Genomic DNA, 22,558 nt, shown 5'->3' with positions numbered 1-22,558 from the left:
CCGCGTCAGACCACCGTCACGTAGGGCCGGGCCCAGGAGGTGTGGTCGAAGGAGGAGCGGGCGTTGGCGTCCTCGACCACCAGGTGGAGGAGGCGGATCCCGGTCACGTCCAGGTCGATCGGGATCGGGCCGCCCGCGCCCGTCAGGGTGGGCGTGGTGAGGAGGGTGCGGCCGTCGCCGCGGACGATGGCGCGGGTGGCGCCGGCCGAGGACTGCTTCGTCGAGAAGTCGTCGATGCCGACGAGGGCGGTGAAGCGCGCCGCGCGGCCGCCGAGGTGGTAGACGACCTCCGACGGGGCGTGCACGCCGAGGCCCTTCGGGTACGTCACCCCGTCGAAGGCGATCGGTGTGCCGTCGCCCGCCGCCTGCTTGCCGTTGGAACGGTCGATCTCCACCGGGCCCCAGCCGTTGGTCGCCGAGACCCACTGCAGGTCGCTGAGGTAGCCGTCCCGGGTGGGCGGTGCGGGGAGCGGGGTGAACCGTGCCGACGCGGTGAAGCGGTAGGCGGAGGTCGTGGCGGTGGCCGTCAGCAGGGCGGACGGCGCCGTCACGGGCGCGGTCACCGCCCAGGTCGTGGTCAGGGCGGCGCCGGGGGCCCGTACGGCGCTGGGCCGGGCCGGCCGGGCCGGTCGGATCGCCGAGGCACCGGTCACGCAGCGGTAGCGGACGCCGCTCGCCGGGCCCCGCTCGTACGCCTCGTTGACCTGGTCGGCAGCGAGCGGCCCGAGGTCGGGCTAGAGCTTCAGCTGGAAGACGGCCGCGCCGCGCTCCCGCCGGTAGCCCAGGGCCTCGTTCACCGCCCGCATCGGGGTGTTCTCGTCGGCCACCGTCGTGCCGATCTGCCGCAGGGCCGGGTACCGCCCGGCCGCTTCCGCCTCCATGTGGCGCTTCACCGCCCGGCCGAGGCCGTGGCCGCGGTGGCCGGGGACGACGACCGTGTCGTACTGGAGGGCGCGCGGGCCGGCCGGATCCGGGAGGACCAGTTCCGTGTACGCGGCCACCTCGCCCCGCGGTGTGACGGCGGCGACCGTGGTGAGCTCGCCGCCCCGGTCGAGGATCAGCCGCTGGATGGCGTGCAGCCGCTCGGCGGTCCAGGACGGGACCCGCTCGTCCATGTCGCCGCTCGGCGCGTCCTCCATCGCCCCGTGGGCGGCGGCCAGCGACTCCGCCCGGTCGTCGGGCGCCAGGCCGTGCCAGGTGCGCAGCTCGTACCCGGGCGCCACCGCGCCGTCCGGGGCTTCGGCCGCCGCTCGCCGGGCCGCGGCCGCCAGGTCCTGCACGTACCACGCCATGGGCAGGACGTTGTCGAATCCGAGGGACCGCGCGAACGCCTCCCCGGGGCCGCCCAGGTCGACCACCGCCGAGACGGAGCTCCGGCCCTGCGCGAGCAGCTCCTCGCGGACCCGCTGCCACAGGGCCGTGCCCAGGCCGCGCCGCCGCGCGTCCGGGCGTACGGTCAGCACGTCCAGGAACGCGGTGTGCGTATTGCCCTCGTCGGTGAACAGGAGCAGGCCCGCCACGCCCGCCTCGGCCGCCCAGAGCGCGGCGCGGCCGCGGGCGGGCGCCACGCACAGCCGGCCGGCGACCTCGACCCGGGACGGGGCGGCCGGCAGCTGCGGCAGGTCGGCGGCCTGGGCCGCGACCAGCACCGCCCGCCAGGCGTCCACGTCGGCGTCGGTCGGGGGCGCGGGGAGCTCACGGATCATCATGCCCCGACCCTAGGCGGGACCCACCGGACGCGCTCAGGGGTTTTCGGTCACCGTGACCCGGCCGCGGCGGATCGTCGCCACGCGCGGGGCCCGCTTCGCGAGGGCGCTGTCGTGGGTGACCATGACGAAGGTCAGGCCGTGTTCCTTCCAGAGCCCTTCCAGCAGGTCCATGACCTCGTCGCGCATGGACTCGTCGAGGTTGCCGGTCGGTTCGTCGGCCAGCAGCACCTTCGGCCGTTTCACCAGGGCCCGCGCGATCGCCACGCGCTGCTGCTGGCCGCCCGACATCTCGCCGGGGAGGTGGCCCATGCGCTCGCCGAGCCCCACCGACTCCAGTGCCTCGGCGGCCCGTTCGCGCCGCTCGCGGGCCTTGAGGCCGAGTGGGACGAGGGCCGTTTCCACGTTCTCCTGCGCCGTCAGGGTCGGGATGAGGTTGAAGGACTGGAACACGAAGCCGATGTTCTCCGCCCGGACCCGGGTCAGCCGGGCCTCCGAGACCGTCGCGAGGTCCAGGCCGTCGAGGACGACCTGCCCCTGCGTCGGCCGGTCGAGTGCGCCGAGCATCTGGAGCAGGGTGGACTTGCCGCCGCCCGTGGGGCCTTGGATGACGAGCCGGCCGCCGTCCTCGATGGTCAGGTCGACCCTGGCGAGGGCGTCGACGGCTTCCTTGCCGCGCTGGTAGCGCTTGGTGACACCGGTGAGTTGGTACATGTCGTTTCGTTCCCTCGGTCGCTGTGTGGTGCGTGCCTGCGTGCCGCGTACGTACGTGATCGCGTACGGGCGGACGTGCGCGTTATTCGACGCGGCGCAGGGCGTCCGCCGGCCGCAGCCGGGAGGCGCGCCAGCCGCCGAAGCCGCCCGCGATCAGTCCGCCCAGGACGGCGAGGCCCACGGCCAGGCCGATGGTGGCGAGCGAGACGGGCGCGGTGAGCGCGACGTCCAGGGCCTTGCCGGCCGCCTGGCGGGCGCCGGGTCCGGCCATGCGCAGGCCGCCCCCGGGGCCGCCGCCGCGCGACGCTCCGCCCGCGAGCTGTGCGGTGAGGGTGGGGCTGACGGCGGTGATCAGGTAGGCGGCGCCGAGGCCCAGGGCGATGCCGAGGGCGCCGCCGAGCAGGCCGTTGGCGAGGGCCTCGCCCGCGACCTGGCGGGTGACGCGGCCGCTCCTCCAGCCGAGCGCCTTGAGGGTGCCGAACTCGCGGACGCGGCGGCTGACGGCCGAGGAGGTGAGGAGCCCGGCGACGAGGAAGGCCGCGGCGAGGACGGCGTACGAGAGCCAGGTGCCGACGGTGGAGGCGAGCGAGGCGGCCGTGGACAGCGAGCCGGAGACGGTGTCGGCGAGGTCGGCGGAGGTGGTGACGGTGGTGTCGGGGACGTTCTTCTGGATGGCCTGCTTGACCGGGCCGATGGCCTGCGAGTCCTTGGCCTGCACGTAGACCGTGGTGATCTTGTCCGGGGTCTCGGCGAGGGTCTGGGCCTGCTTCAGCGGGATGTAGACGTTGGCGGCGGCGTCCCCGCTGTCGGCGGTGGCGATGCCGACCACCTTGAACTTGGTCTTCTTGACGGTGAGTTCGGAGCCGACCTCCAGCTTGTTCTTCTTGGCGTGGGCGCTGTCGACGACGGCGACGGCCGCGTCGGTCTCGCCCGCCTCGAACCCGCGGCCCGAGGTGATCTTGGAGGTGGTCAGCGGGCCCAGCTTCGGCTGGGTGACGTCCATCCCGTACACGGAGAAGGAGTTGACGTCGAAGTCGGCGCCGCCGCCCTGGACGGTGCCGCTCGGGCCGCCGGCGCCGCCGCCCGTCGCGCCGCCGGTGGCGCCCGGCTTGGCGGCCGTCGCGCCGCTGCCCTCGGCGCGCTGGAACTCGCCGCGCTTGAACTGGCCGTTCACCTTCATCACCTGGAGGCTGAGCCCGCCCACCGCCCGGGCCACCCCGCTCTGTCCGGCCACCTTCCCGACGGTGGCGGCGTCGAGGGTCTCGAAGCCCTGGGGCAGCACCATGTCGCTGCTCTGTTCGGCGTCGGCGCCCTCGTCCCCCTCGCCCTTGGCGTCGAACCTGAAGCGCGGCCGGGCGGCCGTCCCGCCCTCTCCGGGCGGGGTCTGGGCCTTGGTGACGGTCATGTCCGTGCCCACCCCGTAAAGGGACTGGAGGACCTTGCCCTGAGCCTGCGTCATGCCCGCCGAGACGGAGGTGACGACGATGACGAGGGCGATGCCCAGGGCGAGGCCGGAGGCGACGACGAGCGCCGCCTTCCGGCGGCGGCGCAACTCGCGCCGGAGGTAGGTGAGGAACATGCGGCCGAAGCTAGGGAGCAGCCGTGATGGCCGGATAAGGCCGGCGTGAGAGTCCCATGAGAACGGCGGGACGGAAAGACGGACGGCGGGGAGCCCCCGAGGGGCTCCCCGCCGTCCGTCACCATCAGGAGGTGGGGCGGGTCGGTCGGCTCAGACGGCCGCGCCGGCCTTCCACTCCGCCCAGCTCATGTTCCAGCCGTTGAGGCCGTTGTCCGGCTTGATGGTCTTGTCCGGGGAGTTGACGACGGTGACCACGTCGCCGATGAGCGAGTTGTCGAAGAACCAGGCCCCCGGCTGGTTCGGGTCGTTCGCGCCCTTGGCGTCGTTCAGGCCGACACAGCCGTGGCTGGTGTTGACACTGCCGAAGATCGAGTCCGAGCCCCAGTAGTTGCCGTGGATGAAGGTGCCGGAGGTCGACAGGCGCATCGCGTGCGGTACGTCCTTGATGTCGTACTCGCCCTTGCCCTCTTCGTTCTTGAAGCCGACGGTCGAGCCGTCCATCCGGGTCTCCTTGAACTTCTCGGAGATCACCATCTGGCCGTTGTAGGTCGGGTTCGCCGGGGAGCCCGCCGAGATCGGGATGGTCTTGAGGACCGCGCCGTCCCGGGTGACCGTCATCTGCTTCGTCTTCGCGTCGACCGTGGAGATCTGGCTGCGGCCGATCTTGAAGGTGACGGTCTTGCTCTGGACTCCCTGGACGCCGGGAGCGCCCTGGACGCCTTCCAGCGCCAGCTTCAGCGTGACGGTGGAGCCGGCCTGCCAGTACTGCTCGGGGCGGAAGTCCAGCCGCTGCGAGCCGAACCAGTGGCCGACGACCTCCTGGCCGCTGCTGGAGGTGACCGAGATGGCGGCCTGGACGGCCTTCTGGTCCTTGATCGGCTTGTTGAAGGTGATCGAGACCGGCATGCCGACGCCGACGGTCTGCCCCTCGTCCGGGACGAAGGAGCCGACGAAGCTGTTCTCCGGGGAGACCGTGGTGAAGGAGGAGTTCTCGTGCGCCTCGCGGCCGGCGTCGTCCTTCGCCGTCGCCGACAGGGCGTACTTGGTGGAGCGCTTCAGCGCCGCGTCGGGCTTCCAGCTCTTGCCGTCGGCTGCGATCTTGCCGGCGACGGCCGTGCCCTCGGAGGTCTTCAGCTCGACGTTGGTGAGCGTGCCGTCACTGACGGCCACGTTCGCGGAGTCGTTGAGGCCGACGTTGGTGGCGCCGTCCTTGGGCGTGATGGCTATTCGGGCCTTGGAGGCGTCCTTGGCCGCGGCCGCGTCGACATCCGCCTGGGCCTTGCCGGTCTCGGCCGCCTTCGGCTTGTCGTCGCCCCCGCACCCCGTGAGCACCAGTACCCCGCCGAGCACGGCGGACACGGCCGCCAGGGACCTTCTGCGCCGCTTGCTGTCCGTCCTCACACGCCACTCCATCGTTGCCGGAAACCCCGGGGCTGCCGTCCAGGGGTTGGCCGGGCAGGGGGAGTCACCCCCTGCCTCGCCAGTGACAACGCGTTAACGACGCGGATCGGTTCCACATTCCGTTGGGATGTGGGCCACCACACGGTCAGGCGTTGTCGGTCTGTTCGTCGAAGTCTCCATCTTCCTCGCCCAGGTCCCACTCCATGGACTCGGGGTCGTATTCCACGGGCTCGCTGCTCCAGGAGGCCTGCGCCAGCTCCACGCCGGGGATCTCCGCGACCAGGTCGGTGGGGTCGACCAGGTAGGCCAGGGCCTCCGATTCGTCCTCGCGGACGGCGGACTCGGCGTGGCCGCGCTCCTCGTCCGGCATGAACTCGTCGGCCTCGATGTGCGCGAGGGCGGCTCCGGTCAGTGCATCCGGATCCGGAACCTCCAGTACCAAATCCACCCGAAGGCGTACGAATCGTGATGTCTCAGAAGGGTTCATACGACGGAGAGTAAGCCCGCGGAACCCCCGGCTTTCCCACGACCCGCCCCTTTCCGTAGCATCACCGCACACGGCCAATTCGCTGCTGCCGCAAGGGGGATCGCACCGTGTCCGCACGCCGTCCGCTGCTCACCGCTCTCGGGGCGACCACCCTCCTCGGCGCCCTCTGGTTCGTGCCCTCGGCCAACGCCACCGCACCCGGGGCCGCCGAAGGCCGCTCCGGCGTGCCCGCGGCCGCGAACAGCGGGGGTGCGGAGGGGGCCGGGGCCGAGGCGCAGGAGGGTTCCGCTCCGGTTCCGCTCTCGCTCGCCGACACCGGCTCGATCGACACCACCCCGTACCTTCTGGGCGGTACGGTCTGCCTCGGCATCGGGGCCGGCTTCGTCACGTACTCCGTACGCCGCTCCCGCGCCCTGTAGGGCCGGGCCGGCGTACCGGGCAGGCGCACACGAAGAGGGCCGCCCCGGTCGGGGACGGCCCTCTTCGCTGAAGCTGGATCCGGGGGGTGGGTCAGGCCAGCGGGCCGGTGACGCCCTCCACCGCGGCGACGAGAGCACCCGTACGGATGAACTCGTCGGCGGCCGCCAGGTCAGGGGCGAGGAAACGATCCGGCCCGGGACCCTCCACACCCGCCGCGCGAGCGGCCTCGATCGCGGCCCGGCTGGCCGGGGCGGCGGTGAGCCCGTGGCGCAGCTCGATGGCGCGGGTGGCCGCGTACAGCTCGATCGCGATGATCCGGGTCAGGTTGTCGACGGCCGTACGGAGCTTGCGCGCGGCCGACCACCCCATCGACACGTGGTCCTCCTGCATGGCGGAGGAGGGGATCGAGTCGGCGGAGGCCGGCACCGCGAGCCGCTTCATCTCGCTGACCAGGGCGGCCTGCGTGTACTGGGCGATCATCAGACCGGAGTCCACGCCGGCGTCGTCCGCGAGGAAGGGCGGCAGGCCGTGCGAGCGGTTCTTGTCGAGCAGCCGGTCGGTGCGGCGCTCGGCGATGGAGCCGAGGTCGGCGGCGGCGATGGCGAGGAAGTCGAGCACGTAGGCGACCGGGGCGCCGTGGAAGTTGCCGTTCGACTCCACGCGCCCGTCGGGCAGGACCACCGGGTTGTCCACGGCGGCGGCCAGCTCGCGGGAGGCGACCAGGGCAGCGTGCGCCATGGTGTCGCGGCCCGCGCCGGCCACCTGCGGGGCGCAGCGCACGGAGTAGGCGTCCTGCACGCGCGGGGCGGACTCCTCCTGGAAGTGCCCGGTCAGGCCCGAGCCCTTGAGTACGGCGGCCATGTTGGCGGCGGAGGCACCCTGGCCGGGGTGCGGGCGGATGGCGTGCAGCTCGGGCTGGAGGACCTTCTCGGTGCCGAGCAGCGCCTCCAGGGTGAGCGCTGCGGTGATGTCGGCGGAGGTGTAGAGCTTGCCGAGGTCGGCGAGGGCCATGATCAGCATGCCGAGCATGCCGTCGGTGCCGTTGAGGAGGGCGAGGCCCTCCTTCTCGCGGAGCTCTACGGGCTCGATGCCGTGCTCGGCGAGCAGCTCGCCGGCGGGGCGGACGGTCCCGTCCGGGCCCTCGGCGTCACCCTCGCCCATGAGCGCGAGCGCGCAGTGGGAGAGGGGGGCCAGGTCGCCGGAGCAGCCGAGGGAGCCGTACTCGTGGACGACGGGGGTGATCCCGGCGTTGAGCACGTCGGCCATGGTCTGCGCGACGGAGGGCCGCACGCCGGTGTGGCCGGAGGCCACAGTCTTCAGCCGCAGGAACATCAGCGCGCGGACCACCTCCCGCTCGACGCGCGGGCCCATGCCGGCGGCGTGCGAGCGGACGATGTTGCGCTGGAGCTGGGCGCGCAGCTCGGGGCTGATGTGGCGCGAGGCGAGGGCACCGAAGCCGGTGGACACCCCGTAGACGGGCTCGGGCTTGGCGGCGAGCGCGTCGACGATCTCGCGTGCGCGGCCGAGCGCGGCGAGCGCCTCGGCGGACAGCTCGACCCGCGCGTTGCCGCGGGCGACGGCGATGACGTCCTCGGCGGTGGTCCCGGACGTCCCCACCACGACAGTGTGCATATCCATATTCAGCACCCTACGGATTGAATCGCTTCATGTCACCCCTTCACGAGCTTCCGCTGCGCGGGGCGGAGGCGTGGGCTTTGAGATATCCGGCCTCGGGGGTGTTTTAGGGGTGATCGCGTGGGGCGGGGGCGGGGTGCGGGGTGCGGGGTGGAGCCCCGGGCTTTGGCACATCCGGGCTCGCCGGCGCTTGGGGCGCGGGCGGCGGGGCGGAGCACCCGTCTTTGACACATCCGGGCTCGCCGGCGCTTGAGGCGCGGGGGCGGGGCGGAGCCCCGGGCTTTGGCACGTCCAGGCTCGGCGGCGCTTGAGGCGCGGGGGCGGGGCGGAGCCCCCGTCTTTGACACATCCGGGCTCGCCGGCGCTTGGGGCGCGGGGGCGGGGCGGGGCGGGGCGGAGCCCCGATCCTTGACGGACGGACGACCGGCCAGGCGCACCCAATCCAGCCCCGCCGGCGTTTGAGGCGCGGGGTCTGGGGCGGAGCCCCAGGGGGCCCGGGGTCACTGCCGACCCCGGAAGCGGCGGCGTTCGCCCGACGCGGCTTCGGCGGCCGCATCGGCAAGGCGCACCACCGCGGTGTCGCGCCCCGCGACAACCGGCTTGGGGGAGCGCGCCGCCTTCGCCTTGTACTGCGCGGCATCCGCGAGCCGGAACAGCCGCCGGGAGGACTTCACCAGCCCGATCGGATCCCCGGTGGAGGCCACCCCGCAGGCCACCCCCTCCCCCAGCTCCAGCTCCGCGGCCCGCGTACACAGCTCCTCGGTGACCCGTACGACCTCGTCCGCCGTCGGCCCGACCCCGACCAGGCAGAACTCGTCACCACCCAGCCGCGCGACCAACGCACCCGGCAGCATGGCCCCGCACAGGCTCAGCACCGACCCGAACCGCTCCAGCAGCCGGTCGCCCATGGCATGACCGAGGGTGTCGTTGACCGTCTTCAGGCCGTTCAGGTCGCAGACGACCAGGCTGACCACCGCCCCCGTCCGCCGGTGCTCCTCCAGGGCCTCGTCGAGCCGCATGTCGACGGCCCGCCGGTTCGCGAGCCCGGTCAGCGGGTCGGTGAAGGCGAGCCGCCGGGCCTCCTCCAGCCGTTCGTTCTGCGCGAGCCCGGCCGCGACCACGGCGGCGAGGACGGTCGCGAACTCGGCGTCGTCCTCGTCGAAGTCGGGCAGCCCCTCGTCGCGGGCGACGTACAGCTCGCCCCAGGCCCGCCCGCTGAGCACGATCGGCGCGACCACGCAGGTCCCGCGCCCGCGCCGGCGCAGGGCGTCGCCGCGACGGCCGGGCCGGTCGCCGACGGCGTTCTCGACCCAGGCGTGCGGGCCTCCGCCGCCCGCCCACCGCTCGTGCAGGAACTCGGTGATCTCCGGGAAGTCGTGCACCGGATAGGACTCGTCCTCGGGGAACTCCTCCTCCCCGGGCCGCCGCTCCCCCTCGTTCACGAGGACCCGCAGGCGCCCCCGCTCGCGTTCCCATGCGGAGATCGCGGCGAACGATCCGTCCAGCGCCACCCGCGCCCCCCGCGCGGCCGCCCGCACACTGTCCCGCGGCGCGTTGGCCGCGGCCATCGCCTGCGCGAGGCCGACCACGGCTCGCAACCGCCCGTCAACTCCCATCACCCCAGGTTAGGGAGTTTTGTCCGATTTGGTGACCGAAGGCGCGACTTCCGGTGGCGCCAAGATCACGAGGGGTGATCGGGGGTGGTTTGGGAGTGGTCGCGCGGGGCGGGGCCTACATCCCGGACGTGCGGGCCCGCTTCCCCAGGCCGGCCAAGCCCACCACCCAGGCCGGGCAGCGCCAGGGGCCCGGGCATCAGGCACACCGCCACCCGGGGCCCACATGCATGCTCCGCGCCGGGCGCGGCAGATCGCTACGCGCTCCTCCTTGACGGCGTCCGGCGGCCGTCTCGGGCTGGTCCCACATGGGGGCGGGATGGGCCCAACCCGCACCAGACAGCGGCGAGAAGCGCATCGGGGGGCGGGGCGCGGCAGATCGCTACGCGCTTCTCGCGTCTCGGCGTCCGACGGCCGTCTGGGGCTGGTCCGGCACGGACCGGGCGGTCCGGGCGGCCTCGGCGGACGCGCAGTCCCGGGGGGCGGTACCGGAAGCAGGGGCCGGAGGCCGGAAGCGGGGTTAGCGGGTCGGCCAGATTGGGGGGCGCTTTTCGTTGAAGGCTGCTACGCCCTCCGCGCGGTCGGCGGAGAAGGCCACCGTGCGCCAGGCCGCGTCCTCGATCTCCAGGCCCGCCGCCAGGTCCATCCCGTGGCCCAGGCGCAGCGCCCGCTTGGCCGCGCGCAGGCCCACCGGGGAGTTCGCCGCCATGCGGGACGCCAGGGCCAGTGCCTGCTCGCGGTCCTCGCCCGCCGGGACCAGCGAGTCCACCAGGCCCAGGGAGCGGGCCTCGGCCGCCTCCACGCGTCGGGCCGTGAAGATCAGCTCGGCCGCACGGGCCGCGCCCACGCGGCGCGGGAGGAGCTGTGTGCCGCCGCCGCCCGGGATCACGCCCACGGACACCTCGGGCAGGCCGACCACGGCCGTCTCGTCGGCGACGATCACATCGCAGGCCAGCGCCAGCTCGAAGCCGCCGCCGAGCGCGAAGCCGTGCACCGCGGCGATCGTGGGCATGGGGAGCTCCAGCACGCCTCCGTACGCACCCCGCGTGGTCGGCCGCTGCCGTACCAGCTCCGCGTCCGAGAGGGAGTTGCGCTCCTTGAGGTCAGCGCCCACGCAGAACGCCCGTTCCGCGGTGGAGGAAAGAACGACCACCCGTACGGAAGGGTCCGCCGCGAGCGCCGCGCAGGCCGCGCCGATGGAGCGGGCCATTTCGGTGGACACCGCGTTCATCGCCTTGGGGCGGTCCATCGCCAGCTCCGCGACGTGGCCGTCACCTTCCCGACGTACCGCGACGAACTCTCCGAAGCGCTGCTCAGACATGCCGACCCTCCCGGTTAACGAGCGTTATCGGCGCACTCTAGTCCGCGGGGCTCCCGCCGGGTCAAGGCTTGGGCTTGCGACGCGTCAGCGACCAGGGCTCCACGACACCCAGTCCACGCACCGGCCGCTGCCACATCGGCTGGAGCGCGAAGCGGTACCCGCCGCCGCCCTCCTCCGACTCGGCCTCCTTCTCCGAGACGGGCGCGGCCCCGGTCCGGCCCAGCTCCTCGGCCATCGCCCCGTCCACCAGGACCGCGTCCTTCGGGGCTATCGAGGTCAGCCTGCTCGCCAGGTTCACCGTGGTGCCGAAGACGTCGCCCATGCGGGTCGTCACCGTGCCGAAGGCGATCCCGACGCGCAGCTCCGGCATCTGCGCGTCCGCCTCCATCGTCTCGATCAGCCGCAGCGCGATCTCCGCCGCCGTCGCCGCGTCGTCGGCGCAGTACAGCACCTCGTCGCCGAGGGTCTTGATCAGCCGGCCGCCGTGCGCGGCCACCAGGTCCGCCGAGGTCGTCTCGAAGGACTCGACCAGCTCGCCGAGCTCCTCCTCCTCCAGCCTGCGCGTCAGCCGGGTGAAGCCCACCAGGTCGGCGAAGCCCACCGCGAGGCGCCGGTCGACCATCTCCTCGTCGTCCGCCGCCTGCACCACGCGCCCGGTGGCCGCCGCCAGCTGGCGCCGCCACACGTAGACGAGGAACTCCTCCAGCTCGGGCAGCAGCAGCTCGACGAGGGGGTACGTGACCTCCGTACGGGTCATGCCAGGCTCGGGCGGCTCCGTGAGCCCCTCCAGGAAGGAGTCGATCTGCCATTCGGCCAGCCGGGCGGTGGTCTGCCCGGTGGAACGGGCCACCTGCACGGCCATCGGCTCCGACAGCAGTCCGGCCTCCACCAGGCCGGCGAGCCGGCGCAGCGCCAGTACGTCGGCCTCCGTCAGCGCCTTGGCCTGGCCGATGTCGGCGAAGCCCATGGCCCGCCAGAAGCGGGAGGCGAGCTCCATCGAGACCCCGGCGCTGCGGGCGGCCTGGAAGGGCGTGTAGCGGCGGTCGGCGCCGAGGATGAGCTGCTCGAGCCGGATGGCGAGGGGGTCCGCGGTCGGCTGCGCCGTGTGGTCGACCTCGTGGTGGGGGGTGTGCTGGTCGCGCCCGATCGGGGTGCCGGGGCCGGTGGGCCCGGGGGCGGACGCGCTGGACGTAGGGTCGTCGACGGTCAAGGGCCGCCTCCTGTCCATTCCGTGCGCAATGCCCTGCGAACCGGTTGATCACCACGAGCACCGGGATCGCCTAAACCATACGGCAGGTGTGCCGTAGCTCACTCCCCCTCCCCGTGGAATTCAGCCCCTACGGCATTCGGGGCGCCGGGGGCTCGGGTGCGGGGCCGTCGCGGGGGCCCCGCACCCACGCCCGATCCGTGAGAACCCCGAGGTCAGTGGACTGACCGCAGGTGGACCACATCACCCGCACCGACGGCCTCGTGCGCCCCTTCGGCCGTACGGATCACCAGCCGTCCGTCGGCGTCGACCGCTTCGGCCGTTCCGGTGAGCGTGCGGCCGCCCGGGAGCTCCGCGCGGACGTGGCGGCCGAGGGTGGCGCAGCCCGCCGCGTAGGTCTCCTGGAGGCCGCTGGCGGCGGGGTCCCCGCCGGCCGCGCGCCAGTTCCCGTACCACTGCTCCAGGGCCCGCAGTACGGCCTTCAGCAGCGGGTCCCGGTCGGTCACGGCGGCCTTGGCCAGGGCCAGCGACCCGGCGGCGGGCACCGGCAGCTCGTCCTCGGTCAGCGTGACGTTGAGCCCGATCCCGATGACCACGCCGTCGGCGACGCGCTCGGCGAGGATCCCGCCGGTCTTGCGCTCCTCCCCGTCCACGGTGACCAGCAGGTCGTTGGGCCACTTGAGGGCGGTGTCCACTCCGGCCGCCCGGGACAGCCCGGTCGCGGTGGCCACCCCGGCCAGCAGGGTCAGCCACCCCCACCGCTCCTCGGGCACGGCCCGGCCCGGCTTGAGCAGGACGGAGAAGAACAGCCCGGACCGGGCGGGCGCGACCCAGCTCCGGTCGAGCCGCCCGCGCCCGGCCGTCTGCTCCTCGGCGACGAGCACGGCCCCCTCGGGCAGCTCGGGGGCCCGCGCGGCGAGGTCGGAGTTGGTCGACCCGGTGGCGGTCACCACCTCCAGGGAGGTCCACAGCCCTCCCTCGACGACCAGGGCCCGCTGAAGGCCGGCGGCGTTGAGGGGCGGCCGGTCCAGGCTCGACCAACGACCGGCGGAGGCACCTGCTGAAGCATCTGATGGCGTCATGCAAGCCAGATTAGGTGTGTCAAACGCCGCACTGCCGAGTGCCATGCCCGCCGATACGCTACGCACCAGTAGCCAGCCGTAGTCAGTCACATTGACCAGGCAGTTGACACCACGCAGGGAGCCGCGACCCCGATGTCACAACCGTCAGAGCCGATCGACATGCACACCACCGCGGGCAAGATCGCGGATCTGCAGCGCCGCATCGACGAAGCCACCCACGCCGGGTCCGCCCGGGCCGTGGAGAAGCAGCACGCCAAGGGCAAACTGACGGCGCGTGAGCGGGTGGCCCTGCTGCTGGACGAGGGCTCCTTCGTCGAGTTGGACGAGCTCGCCCGGCACCGTTCCACCAACTTCGGGCTGGAGAAGACCCGCCCCTACGGTGACGGCGTCGTCACCGGCTACGGCACCGTCGACGGCCGCCCCGTCGCGGTGTTCTCGCAGGACTTCACCGTCTTCGGCGGGGCCCTCGGCGAGGTCTACGGGCAGAAGATCATGAAGGTCATGGACTTCGCGCTGAAGACCGGCTGCCCCCTCATCGGCATCAACGACTCCGGCGGCGCCCGCATCCAGGAGGGTGTCAGCGCGCTGGGCATGTACGGGGAGATCTTCCGCCGCAACGTGCACGCCTCCGGGGTGATCCCGCAGATCAGCCTCATCGTCGGGCCGTGCGCGGGCGGCGCCGTGTACTCCCCCGCCATCACCGACTTCACGGTCATGGTCGACCAGACCTCGCACATGTTCATCACCGGCCCGGACGTCATCAAGACGGTCACCGGCGAGGACGTGGGCTTCGAGGAGCTGGGCGGGGCGCGCACGCACAACAGCACGTCCGGCGTCGCGCACCACATGGCGGGTGACGAGAAGGACGCCATCGAGTACGTGAAGTCGCTGCTCGCCTACCTGCCGTCGAACAACCTCTCCGAGCCGCCCGCCTTCCCGGAGGAGGCGGACACCGAGGTCACCGACGTCGACCGCGAGCTCGACGTCCTGATCCCGGACAGCGCGAACCAGCCGTACGACATGCACGCCGTGATCGAGCACGTGCTGGACGACGCGGAGTTCCTGGAGACGCAGGCGCTCTTCGCGCCGAACATCCTCACTGGCTTCGGCCGGGTCGAGGGCCACCCGGTGGGCATCGTCGCGAACCAGCCGATGCAGTTCGCCGGCTGCCTGGACATCAACGCCTCCGAGAAGGCGGCCCGTTTTGTACGGACCTGCGACGCCTTCAACATTCCGGTGCTGACGTTCGTCGACGTCCCGGGCTTCCTGCCGGGCACCGACCAGGAGTACAACGGAATCATCCGGCGCGGCGCGAAGCTGATCTACGCGTACGCGGAGGCGACCGTGCCGCTGATCACCGTCATCACCCGCAAGGCCTTCGGCGGCGCGTACGACGTCATGGGCTCCAAGCACCTCGGCGCGGACCTGAACCTGGCCTGGCCGACCGCGCAGATCGCCGTCATGGGCGCGCAGGGCGCGGTGAACATCCTGCACCGGCGCGACATCGCCGAGGCGGAGAATGTGGAGGAGACCCGCGCACGGCTCATCGCCGAGTACGAGGACGCGTTGCTCAACCCGTACACGGCCGCCGAGCGCGGTTACATCGACGCGGTGACCATGCCGTCCGAGACCCGGGCGCACGTGGTGAAGGGGCTGCGGCAGCTGCGCACCAAGCGGGAGTCCCTGCCGCCGAAGAAGCACGGCAACATCCCCCTCTAGTCCCTCCAGGAGGTCTCTGTGGTGATCAAGGTCGTCAAGGGCAATCCGACCCCGGAGGAGCTGGCCGCCGCACTGGCGGTGGTCCAAGCGCGCGCGGCGGCGCTGGCCTCCACGCCGTCGGGCGCGCCCCGGGTCGCGGACGAGTGGTCGACGCCGGCCCGGGTGGCACGCCGCCGGCTGCCGCGGCCGGGGCCGCGCGCGTGGGGTCGTACGTACTGGCCCGGCTAAGGCCTGCCCGGCCGCCTGGCCGCCCGGCCGGCTCTCTCCTTACAGATGGCCGTACCCCGTACCCGGGGTACGGCCATCTGGCTTACCCCGGGTACGGGCGGGAATCACACCGGAACCCGTCTGTCCATTGATTTTGCCGTCCCATGGCTTGACATGTAGTGGTCAGAATCGGACTTCTGCGAGTTCCCTCTATGCTCGAAGATCCAAAAAAAAAGGGGGAACCACGTGCTGAAGTTCCAGTTGCTGGGCCATTTCCAAGTCGTCACCGAGACCGGCGAGATCTGCCGTGTGGGCTCGCCCAAGGTCACTCAGACCCTGGCCGTCCTCCTCTCACGCGCCAACGAGTTCGTCTCCTCCGAGATGCTCATCACCGAGCTGTGGGGAGACTCTCCGCCCCGCTCCGCGCTCAACACCATCCAGACGTACATCCACCACGCCCGACGGTTCCTCGCCGCCGCCGACACCGGCGCCCCGGCCGCCGTACCCCCGGTGCTCTCCACCCGCTCCGCCGGCTATCTGCTCCGGGTCGCCGACGAGGACGTCGACTACAAGCTCTTCGAACTCCACGTCAGCCGGGGCGCCTCGGCCCTGCGGAACGCGCAGTACGAGGCCGCCTGCGACCACCTGCGGCAGGCGATGTCCCTGTGGCGCGGGTCGGTCCTGTCGAACATCGCGACCGGGCCGCTCCTCAAGAGCCACATCACCCACCTCGAAGACTGCCGAGTCCAGGCCCTGGAGATGCGCATCGAGGCACGCTGTGCGCTGGGCCTGCACCGCGACTCCATCCCGGAGCTGCGCACGCTGGTGCACGACTACCCGCTGCACGAGGGGTTCCACAGCCAGCTGATCAACGCCCTGCACCATACGGGCCGGCGGGCCGAGGCCCTGGAGGCCTACCAAGCCGTACGGGGTCTGCTGCGGGACGAACTGGGCCTGGAACCCTCCGCGCTGGTCCAGCGGGCTCACGAACGCGTGCTGTCCTCCGACGGCGGGGCGGACTGGGCGGAGGCGTGCGCGCCGCGCGTACCCGATACCGGCGGGAAGTGGCCGACCTCGACGAAGAACCGTACGTAGCGGGCGAAGAGTCCCTCGGTCAGCGGCGGGCAGACGATGCCGCTCTCCGCGAGGTCACGCTCCGTCTCCGACGTGTCGATCGGAGGGTAGAAGGCGTCGGTGTCCGACGTCATCATCTCGAAGGCGTGCAGCAGCGGCTGGAGCGCGTTGTCCCGATCCGCCTGAACGGATCCCTTCCAATCGGACCAGTCTTTTTCGGCCAATTCGTATCCGAGTGATCGCAGGTGGCCGACGCTCTGCTCCAGACTCAGCGAACTCTGATTGAAGAGGTGGAAAGTACGGCCTACGGTGCCCCCGCGCCCGGACAGGCCGATGATCGCAGCACTCACGTAGTCCACCGGCAGGAGATGGAAGCGGCCGCCGACGCCGACCGGCACCGCACCCGCCTGCAGAATGCCCTTGAGGCTCAGCCAGACGAAGTCCCGTGTCTGGCACGCGCCGTTCTCCGTGTCGCCCGAGATCACGTCGACCCGGTAGACGGAGACCGGCAGCCCCCGGTCCCGGGCCAGCCCGATCAGCTGCTCCGCCACCCACTTGCTCTGCAGATAGCCGCTGGGCAGTGCCTCGGCCGGGCCCGTCGGGTCCGTGACCTTCAGCGGGACGCCCTCCTCACGGACCCCGTCGAAGACGCCGACGGTCGAGACGTAGTGCACGGGGACCGTGCGGTGCCGGGCCGCGAGGCGCAGCACTTCCTCGGTGCCGGTCACGTTCGCCGCTCGCAGCGCCGTGTACGGCTCCAGCCAGTGCACCTTGGCGCCGTTGTGGTAGACGACGTCCACCATACGGGCGAGGGTGTCGAACTCCTCCTCGGACAGGCCGAGCCGCTCCTCGCCGAGGTCACCGAGGACGACCGACAGCCGGCTCTCGTCGACCTGGTCCGCCAGCCGGTACCACTCCATGTTGGAGCGGACCCGGCGCAGAGCCTCCGCCCGGTCCGCGCCGCGTACGAGGACGTGGACGGTGGCCGTGGTGGTGCGCATCAGGTCCCTCAGCAGGAAGGCGCCGAGGAACCCGGTGGCTCCGGTCAGCAGGACGTGACGGGGGTCGGTGGAGTCCCGGACCACCTCGGCCGCGGGCCGGATGTCCTCGGCGAGGGTCACCTCGGCGGCGAAGTCCACCGTCTGGCGGGCCCCTGCCGCGTCGGAGCCGGAGCCGTCGGACAGTTCCGCGAGCAGGTACCCGGCGAGGGCGCCCGGTGTCGGGTGGTCGAAGACCAGGGTCGCGGGCAGCCGGAGTCCGCTGATCCCGTTGAGCAGGTTGCGCAGCTCCACCGAGGTCAGCGAGTCGAAGCCGAGCTTGGTCAGCGGCTGGTCGGCTTCGATGCCCGAGGGGTCCGCGTGCCCGAGCACCGCCGCGATCTGGGCGCGTACGGCGTCCAGTACGGCCGCCGCGCGCTCCGCCGGGCCCGGCAGCCCGGCCAGGACGGCGGCGAGGGAGACGGCCGCGTCCCGGTCGCCGGCGGCGGTGCGGCGCAGCGGCACCCCGGCGAGCCGGGACAGGACGGCGGAGGTGCGGGCGCCCTGCTCGCGCAGCGCCGCCACGTCGACCGGGGAGACCACGGCCGTCGGCCGGCCGAGCCCGAGGACCAGGTCCAGCAGCGCGGGACCGTCCTGTTCGGGGACGGGCCGGAAGCCGCTGCGGGCGATGCGGAGCAGGTCGGTGTGGCCGAGGTGGCCGCTCATGCCGCCGGTCTGCTCCCACAGGCCCCAGGCCACCGAGGTGGCGGGCAGGCCGAGGGCGTGGCGGTGGTGGGCGAGGCCGTCGAGGAAGGCGTTGGCGGCCGCGTAGTTGGCCTGGCCGACACCCCCGACGACGGCGGCGATCGAGGAGAAGAGCACGAAGGCGGTCAGGTCGGCGTCGCGGGTGAGGGAGTGCAGGTTCCACGCGGCGTCGGCCTTGGGGCGCAGGACCGCCGCCAGGCGCTCCGGGGTGAGGGCGCTGATCAGGCCGTCGTCGAGGACGCCGGCCGCGTGCACGACCCCGGTGAGGGGGTGCGCGGCGGGGACGGCCGCCAGGACGGCCGCGAGCGCGTCGTGGTCGGCGGCGTCGCAGGCGGCGATCGTGACCCGGGCGCCCAGGGCGGTGAGTTCGGCCTCCAGCTCGGCGGCACCGGCGGCGCCGCGGCCACGGCGGCTGGTCAGCAGGAGGTGCTTCACGCCGTGCTCGGAGGCGAGGTGACGGGCGAAGAGCGCGCCGAGGCTGCCCGTGCCGCCGGTGATGAGCACGGTGCCGTCGGGGTTCCACACGGCGCCTTCCGGGGCCGGGGAAGAGGGCGCCGTGCGGGTGAGGCGGGGCAGGTGGACCCGGCCGGCGCGCAGGGCGGCCTGCGGTTCGCCGGACAGGGCGAGGCGGGCCAGCGCCCGCTCCTCGGCGGGGCCGCCGTGGGGGGTGTCGGTGTCGACGAGGACGATTCGGCCGGGGGCCTCCGACTGGGCGGAGCGCAGCAGGCCCCAGACGGCGGCGCCCGCGAGGTCGGTGACGTGCTCGTCGTCGGCGACGGCCACCGCTGCGGAGGTGACGACCACCAGCCGGGTCCGCTCCAGCCGCTCGTCCGCCAGGAACGCCTGTACGAGGGCGAGGGTGCGCCCGGTCCTCTCGTGGACCGCGGCGGTGCGGGAAGCACCCGGGGAGGGCTCGATGCGGGCCACGACGAAGGGGAGGTCCGCGCCCGCGGCGACGGCGTCCCCCACGGCGGCCACGGCCTCCGGGTGCGCGGCGCCTTCCGGGGCGAACGCGCCGAGGACGGCCCACGGGTGGCCGGCGGCATCGGCCGGGGCGGCATCGGCGGCATCGGTCAGCGGCGTCCAGTGGACCTCGAACAGCATGCCCGCGCGCCGCCCGGCCGCGACGTCCGGCTCGGCGGCGGAGACGGTGTCCACGGCCAGCGAGCCGACGGACGCCACGGACCGGCCGGCCGGGTCGGCGAGCCGGACCGCGTACGTGCCGGGCTCCTGCGGCCGCGAGGTCAGTCGTACCCGCAGGGCCGAGGCCCCGGTCGCGTACACCCGTACGTCGTCCCAGCGGGCGGTCCGCACGTCCGGACCGGGCAGCAGCGGGCCGACGGCCGCGTCCAGCAGCGCGGGGTCGAGGAGGAACCCGGCGGCGTCCGGCACGGTCCGGCCCTCGGGGAGGCGCACCTCGGCGTAGATCTCCTCGCCCTTGTGCCAGAGCGCGGTGATGCCCTGCCCCTCGGGGGTGGCCTCCACGGCTTCGGCCGGCGGCCAGGCGGTGAGGTCGAAGGGGGCGGCGGGGGCGGCGGCGCTGAGCCGGCCGTGGGCGTGCCGGGTCCACGGGGAGCCGGCGTCGCCGCGGCTGTGCACGGTGACCGACCAGTGTCCGCCGCCGGACCCGGCGAGCGGCTCGACGGTCACCTGGAGGTGGATCGCGCCGGTCGGCGAGAGCAGCAGCGGCCGCTCGATGACGAGTTCGTCGAGGGCGTTGGCGCCGGGCACGTCCCCGGCGCGGACGGCGAGTTCCACGAGGGCGGCGGCGGGCAGCACCGGGGTGCCGTGGACGAGGTGTGCGGCGAGCCAGGGGTGGCTGTGCAGCGAGAGGCGGCTGGTGAACACGGACCGGTCGGAGCCCGCGAGGGTGACGGCGGGGCCGAGCAGGGGGTGTCCGGTCGGGACGAGGCCCAGGTCGGCGGGGTCGGTGGTGGCCGCCGCCGACTCGACCCAGTACCGCTCGTGCTGGAAGGCGTAGGTGGGCAGGTCGACCCGGCGGGCGCCGGTCCCGGTGAAGTACGCCGTCCAGTCGACGGGGACACCGTGCTCGTACAGCCGCCCGAGGGCGTCCACCGTGGCGGCGGGCTCGGGTCGGTTGCGGCGCAGGACGGGCAGCGCGGTCGGGATCCGCTCCCCCGCCGCCCCGGCGACCAGGGCGGACAGCACCCCGTCAGGGCCCAGTTCCAGGGCCGCCGTGACGCCGAGGTCCGCGAGGGTGGCGACCGCGTCGGCGAACCGGACGGCGCCCCGGACCTGGGCCACCCAGTAGTCCGCGGAGCGCAGTTCGTCGCCCACGGCCAGGGTGCCGGTGAGGGTGGAGACCACCGCGATCCGCGGAGCCTCGTAGCTGACCGATGCGGCGACCTTGCGGAACTCCTCCAGCATCGGGTCCATCAGCGGCGAGTGGAACGCGTGTGACACCTTGAGGCGGGTCGTCTTACGGCCCTGCCCCTCGAAACCGGACGCGATCGCGAGCACCGCCGCCTCGTCGCCGGAAAGGACCACCGATCCGGGCCCGTTGAGGGCGGCGATGGACACCTGCTCCGACAGGAGCGGGAGGACTTCCTCCTCGGTGGCCTGGACCGCGACCATCGCACCGCCGGCCGGCAGGGCCTGCATCAACCGGCCGCGTGCAGCGACCAGTTCGGCCGCGTCCGCCAGCGACAGCACACCCGCGACATGCGCCGCGGCCAGCTCACCGATCGAATGGCCGGCCAGGAAATCGGGGCGCACACCCCACGACTCCACCAGCCGGAACAGCGCCACCTCCACCGCGAACAGCGACGTCTGCGCGAACACCGTCTGGTTCAGTAGCTCCTGGTCCCCACCCCACACGACCTCCCGCAACGGCCGCTCCAGATGGCGGTCCAACTCCGCCGCCACCGCATCGAAAGCGGCTGCGAACACGGGGAAAGCCGCGTGGAGTTCACGGCCCATGCCGATCCGCTGGGCGCCCTGACCGGTGAACACGAACCCCAGCCGGCCACCGCGCACCCCGACCGGAACACCCGCCGACGCCAGAGCGGCCAGCAGCTCTGGCCGGTCCGCACCCGTGACCACGGCCCGGTACTCCAGAGCCGCCCGGCCCGAAGCCAGCGACAGGCCCACATCCACCGGCCGGAGCCCCGCATCGGCCTCCGCCCACTGTCCCAGCCGCGCCAACTGCCCGCGCAACGCGTCCGCCGTCCTTCCCGACACCACCCACGGCACCACCGGGAGGGACGCCGGAGCGGGCTCGTCGGCCACGGCCTGTTCGGTGTGCGGCCGTTCCAGGATCACGTGCGCGTTCGTACCGCTGACTCCGAAGGAGGACACGGCCGCGCGGCGCGGCGCGCCGGTCTGCGGCCAGGTCCTGGCCTCCCGCAGGAGCTCCACCGCGCCCGACTCCCAGTCGACCATCGGCGTCGGCTCGTCGATGTGCAGGGTGCGCGGGAGCACCCCGTGTTCCATCGCCTGGATCATCTTGATGACACCGCCGACGCCGGCGGCGGCGACCGAGTGCCCGATGTTGGACTTGAGGGAGCCCAGGTACAGCGGCCGGTCCGCCGGCCGGCCCTGCCCGTACGTCGCCAGCAGCGCCTGCGCCTCGATCGGGTCGCCCAGCCGGGTCCCCGTCCCGTGCGCCTCCACCGCGTCCACGTCCGACGCCGACAGGCCCGCGTCCGCCAGCGCCGCCCGGATCACCCGCTCCTGGGAAGGCCCGTTCGGCGCCGTCAGACCGTTCGAAGCGCCGTCCTGGTTGACGGCGGAGCCGCGTACGACGGCCAGGACCCGGTGGCCGTTGCGGCGGGCGTCGGACAGCCGCTCCACGAGGAGCAGGCCCACGCCCTCCGCCCAGGACGTGCCGTCGGCCGCCGCCGCGAAGGACTTGATCCGGCCGTCCGGTGCCAGGCCGGACTGCCGCGCGAAGTCCACGAAGCCGCCGGGCGTGGCGGTGACGGTCGCGCCGCCCGCCAGCGCCAGGTCCGACTCCCCGGAGCGGACGGACTGCACGGCCAGGTGCAGGGCGACGAGCGAGGAGGAGCAGGCGGTGTCGACGGAGACCGCCGGGCCCTCCAGGCCGAAGGTGTAGGAGATCCGGCCGGAGGCGACGCTGCTGAGCTTGCTGGTCAGCAGGTAGCCCTCGAACTCGGCCGGGCCGTCGAGGCCCAGGTAGCTCTGCTCGATGACACCGGCGTAGACGCCCGTCCGGGTGCCCTTGAGGGACAGCGGGTCGATGCCCGCCTGCTCGAAGGTCTCCCAGGCGGTCTCCAGCAGCAGCCGCTGCTGCGGATCCATGGCCAGCGCCTCGCGCGGGGAGATCCCGAACAGTCCGGCGTCGAACAGCCCGGCGTCGTGCAGGAATCCGCCCTCGCGGGTGTACGAGGTGCCGGGCCGGTCCGGGTCCGGGTCGTAGAGCCGCTCCAGGTCCCAGCCGCGGTCGGTGGGGAAGTCGGTGATGGCGTCCGTCCCGGTCGCCACCAGCCGCCACAGGTCCTCCGGGGAGGACACCCCGCCCGGGAAGCGGCAGGCCATGCCGACGACGGCCACCGGCTCGGGCTCGGCCGCCTCCAGCTGGGCGATCCGGCGGTTGGCCTTCTGCAGATCGACGGTGACCCGCTTGAGGTATTCGACCAGCTTCTCTTCGTTGGACATCGGGGTTCCTGTT

The 22,558-nt window shown here is 73.1% G+C and carries 16 protein-coding genes; 4 read left to right on the top strand and 12 right to left on the bottom strand.

Annotated elements, in window-relative coordinates; all coding sequences use genetic code 11:
• Nucleotides 1-5: 5 nt before the first annotated feature.
• From ACGFYU_RS22410 to ACGFYU_RS22385, 6 genes are all read right to left on the bottom strand, one after another.
• Nucleotides 6-653, bottom strand: a complete 648-nt coding sequence (locus ACGFYU_RS22410; RefSeq protein ID WP_393829067.1) for an NPCBM/NEW2 domain-containing protein — start codon at nucleotides 651-653, stop codon at nucleotides 6-8.
• 81 nt (nucleotides 654-734) lie between these two features.
• Nucleotides 735-1,709 (bottom strand): GNAT family N-acetyltransferase, encoded by a 975-nt coding sequence (locus tag ACGFYU_RS22405; RefSeq protein ID WP_393829066.1) that lies wholly within the window; start codon nucleotides 1,707-1,709, stop codon nucleotides 735-737.
• A 33-nt stretch (nucleotides 1,710-1,742) separates the two neighbouring features.
• On the bottom strand, nucleotides 1,743-2,420 hold the full coding sequence (locus tag ACGFYU_RS22400; protein WP_393829065.1) for an ABC transporter ATP-binding protein: 678 nt from the start codon (nucleotides 2,418-2,420) through the stop codon (nucleotides 1,743-1,745).
• Between the two features lie 82 nt (nucleotides 2,421-2,502).
• The gene (locus ACGFYU_RS22395; RefSeq protein ID WP_393829064.1) at nucleotides 2,503-3,999 is read right to left on the bottom strand and encodes an ABC transporter permease; all 1,497 of its coding nucleotides are present in this window, start codon (nucleotides 3,997-3,999) and stop codon (nucleotides 2,503-2,505) included.
• Nucleotides 4,000-4,149: 150 nt separating this feature from the next.
• Nucleotides 4,150-5,412 carry an Ig-like domain-containing protein gene (locus tag ACGFYU_RS22390; protein WP_393829063.1) on the bottom strand — a complete coding sequence of 421 codons (1,263 nt, stop codon included), beginning with the start codon at nucleotides 5,410-5,412 and terminating at the stop codon, nucleotides 4,150-4,152.
• 133 nt (nucleotides 5,413-5,545) lie between these two features.
• Nucleotides 5,546-5,848, bottom strand: a complete 303-nt coding sequence (locus ACGFYU_RS22385; RefSeq protein WP_393829062.1) for a hypothetical protein — start codon at nucleotides 5,846-5,848, stop codon at nucleotides 5,546-5,548.
• Between the two features lie 146 nt (nucleotides 5,849-5,994).
• On the opposite strand from ACGFYU_RS22385, the gene ACGFYU_RS22380 reads away from it, so the two are divergent.
• The gene (locus tag ACGFYU_RS22380; protein ID WP_393829061.1) at nucleotides 5,995-6,306 is read left to right on the top strand and encodes a hypothetical protein; all 312 of its coding nucleotides are present in this window, start codon (nucleotides 5,995-5,997) and stop codon (nucleotides 6,304-6,306) included.
• Between the two features lie 91 nt (nucleotides 6,307-6,397).
• Here ACGFYU_RS22380 and hutH read toward each other — a convergent pair whose 3' ends face one another.
• The 5 genes from hutH to ACGFYU_RS22355 form a co-directional block, all read right to left on the bottom strand.
• The gene (gene hutH / locus ACGFYU_RS22375; RefSeq protein WP_393829203.1) at nucleotides 6,398-7,939 is read right to left on the bottom strand and encodes a histidine ammonia-lyase; all 1,542 of its coding nucleotides are present in this window, start codon (nucleotides 7,937-7,939) and stop codon (nucleotides 6,398-6,400) included.
• A gap of 503 nt (nucleotides 7,940-8,442) precedes the next feature.
• A complete protein-coding gene (locus ACGFYU_RS22370; RefSeq protein ID WP_393829060.1) occupies nucleotides 8,443-9,558 on the bottom strand; it encodes a diguanylate cyclase domain-containing protein in 1,116 nt (371 codons plus the stop codon).
• 517 nt (nucleotides 9,559-10,075) lie between these two features.
• Nucleotides 10,076-10,876, bottom strand: coding sequence for an enoyl-CoA hydratase/isomerase family protein (locus tag ACGFYU_RS22365; RefSeq protein WP_393829059.1), 801 nt, complete (start codon nucleotides 10,874-10,876; stop codon nucleotides 10,076-10,078).
• Between the two features lie 61 nt (nucleotides 10,877-10,937).
• Nucleotides 10,938-12,086 carry an adenylate/guanylate cyclase domain-containing protein gene (locus ACGFYU_RS22360; protein WP_393829058.1) on the bottom strand — a complete coding sequence of 383 codons (1,149 nt, stop codon included), beginning with the start codon at nucleotides 12,084-12,086 and terminating at the stop codon, nucleotides 10,938-10,940.
• Nucleotides 12,087-12,298: 212 nt separating this feature from the next.
• On the bottom strand, nucleotides 12,299-13,165 hold the full coding sequence (locus ACGFYU_RS22355; RefSeq protein ID WP_393829057.1) for a biotin--[acetyl-CoA-carboxylase] ligase: 867 nt from the start codon (nucleotides 13,163-13,165) through the stop codon (nucleotides 12,299-12,301).
• Between the two features lie 132 nt (nucleotides 13,166-13,297).
• On the opposite strand from ACGFYU_RS22355, the gene ACGFYU_RS22350 reads away from it, so the two are divergent.
• The 3 genes from ACGFYU_RS22350 (at nucleotide 13,298) to ACGFYU_RS22340 (ending at nucleotide 16,186) form a co-directional block, all read left to right on the top strand.
• Nucleotides 13,298-14,884 carry an acyl-CoA carboxylase subunit beta gene (locus ACGFYU_RS22350; RefSeq protein ID WP_393829056.1) on the top strand — a complete coding sequence of 529 codons (1,587 nt, stop codon included), beginning with the start codon at nucleotides 13,298-13,300 and terminating at the stop codon, nucleotides 14,882-14,884.
• A gap of 18 nt (nucleotides 14,885-14,902) precedes the next feature.
• A complete protein-coding gene (locus ACGFYU_RS22345) occupies nucleotides 14,903-15,112 on the top strand; it encodes an acyl-CoA carboxylase epsilon subunit (protein ID WP_382644672.1) in 210 nt (69 codons plus the stop codon).
• A 225-nt stretch (nucleotides 15,113-15,337) separates the two neighbouring features.
• Entirely contained in the window at nucleotides 15,338-16,186 is an 849-nt protein-coding gene (locus tag ACGFYU_RS22340) for a BTAD domain-containing putative transcriptional regulator (protein ID WP_393829055.1), read from the top strand.
• Here the strand turns inward: ACGFYU_RS22340 and ACGFYU_RS22335 are convergent.
• Nucleotides 16,075-22,545 carry a type I polyketide synthase gene (locus tag ACGFYU_RS22335; protein ID WP_393829054.1) on the bottom strand — a complete coding sequence of 2,157 codons (6,471 nt, stop codon included), beginning with the start codon at nucleotides 22,543-22,545 and terminating at the stop codon, nucleotides 16,075-16,077. The two genes, ACGFYU_RS22340 and ACGFYU_RS22335, sit on opposite strands and share 112 nt — an antisense overlap.
• Between the last annotated feature and the right edge of the window lie 13 nt (nucleotides 22,546-22,558).

Source organism: Streptomyces sp. NPDC048337 (assembly GCF_043201175.1).
Lineage (GTDB): Bacteria > Actinomycetota > Actinomycetes > Streptomycetales > Streptomycetaceae > Streptomyces.
Note: the sequence above shows the minus strand (reverse complement) of the source record. Positions and strands in the feature narration are given on the sequence as shown.

What these genes read in the sequence shown, in the direction of transcription:
- ACGFYU_RS22405 (WP_393829066.1), bottom strand. Translation starts at nt 1,709, where the DNA reads ATGATGATCCGTGAGCTCCCCGCGCCCCCGACCGACGCCGACGTGGAC.
- ACGFYU_RS22400 (WP_393829065.1), bottom strand. Translation starts at nt 2,420, where the DNA reads ATGTACCAACTCACCGGTGTCACCAAGCGCTACCAGCGCGGCAAGGAA.
- ACGFYU_RS22395 (WP_393829064.1), bottom strand. Translation starts at nt 3,999, where the DNA reads ATGTTCCTCACCTACCTCCGGCGCGAGTTGCGCCGCCGCCGGAAGGCG.
- ACGFYU_RS22390 (WP_393829063.1), bottom strand. Translation starts at nt 5,412, where the DNA reads ATGGAGTGGCGTGTGAGGACGGACAGCAAGCGGCGCAGAAGGTCCCTG.
- hutH (WP_393829203.1), bottom strand. Translation starts at nt 7,939, where the DNA reads ATGCACACTGTCGTGGTGGGGACGTCCGGGACCACCGCCGAGGACGTC.
- ACGFYU_RS22370 (WP_393829060.1), bottom strand. Translation starts at nt 9,558, where the DNA reads ATGGGAGTTGACGGGCGGTTGCGAGCCGTGGTCGGCCTCGCGCAGGCG.
- ACGFYU_RS22365 (WP_393829059.1), bottom strand. Translation starts at nt 10,876, where the DNA reads ATGTCTGAGCAGCGCTTCGGAGAGTTCGTCGCGGTACGTCGGGAAGGT.
- ACGFYU_RS22355 (WP_393829057.1), bottom strand. Translation starts at nt 13,165, where the DNA reads ATGACGCCATCAGATGCTTCAGCAGGTGCCTCCGCCGGTCGTTGGTCG.
- ACGFYU_RS22350 (WP_393829056.1), top strand. Translation starts at nt 13,298, where the DNA reads ATGTCACAACCGTCAGAGCCGATCGACATGCACACCACCGCGGGCAAG.
- ACGFYU_RS22335 (WP_393829054.1), bottom strand. Translation starts at nt 22,545, where the DNA reads ATGTCCAACGAAGAGAAGCTGGTCGAATACCTCAAGCGGGTCACCGTC.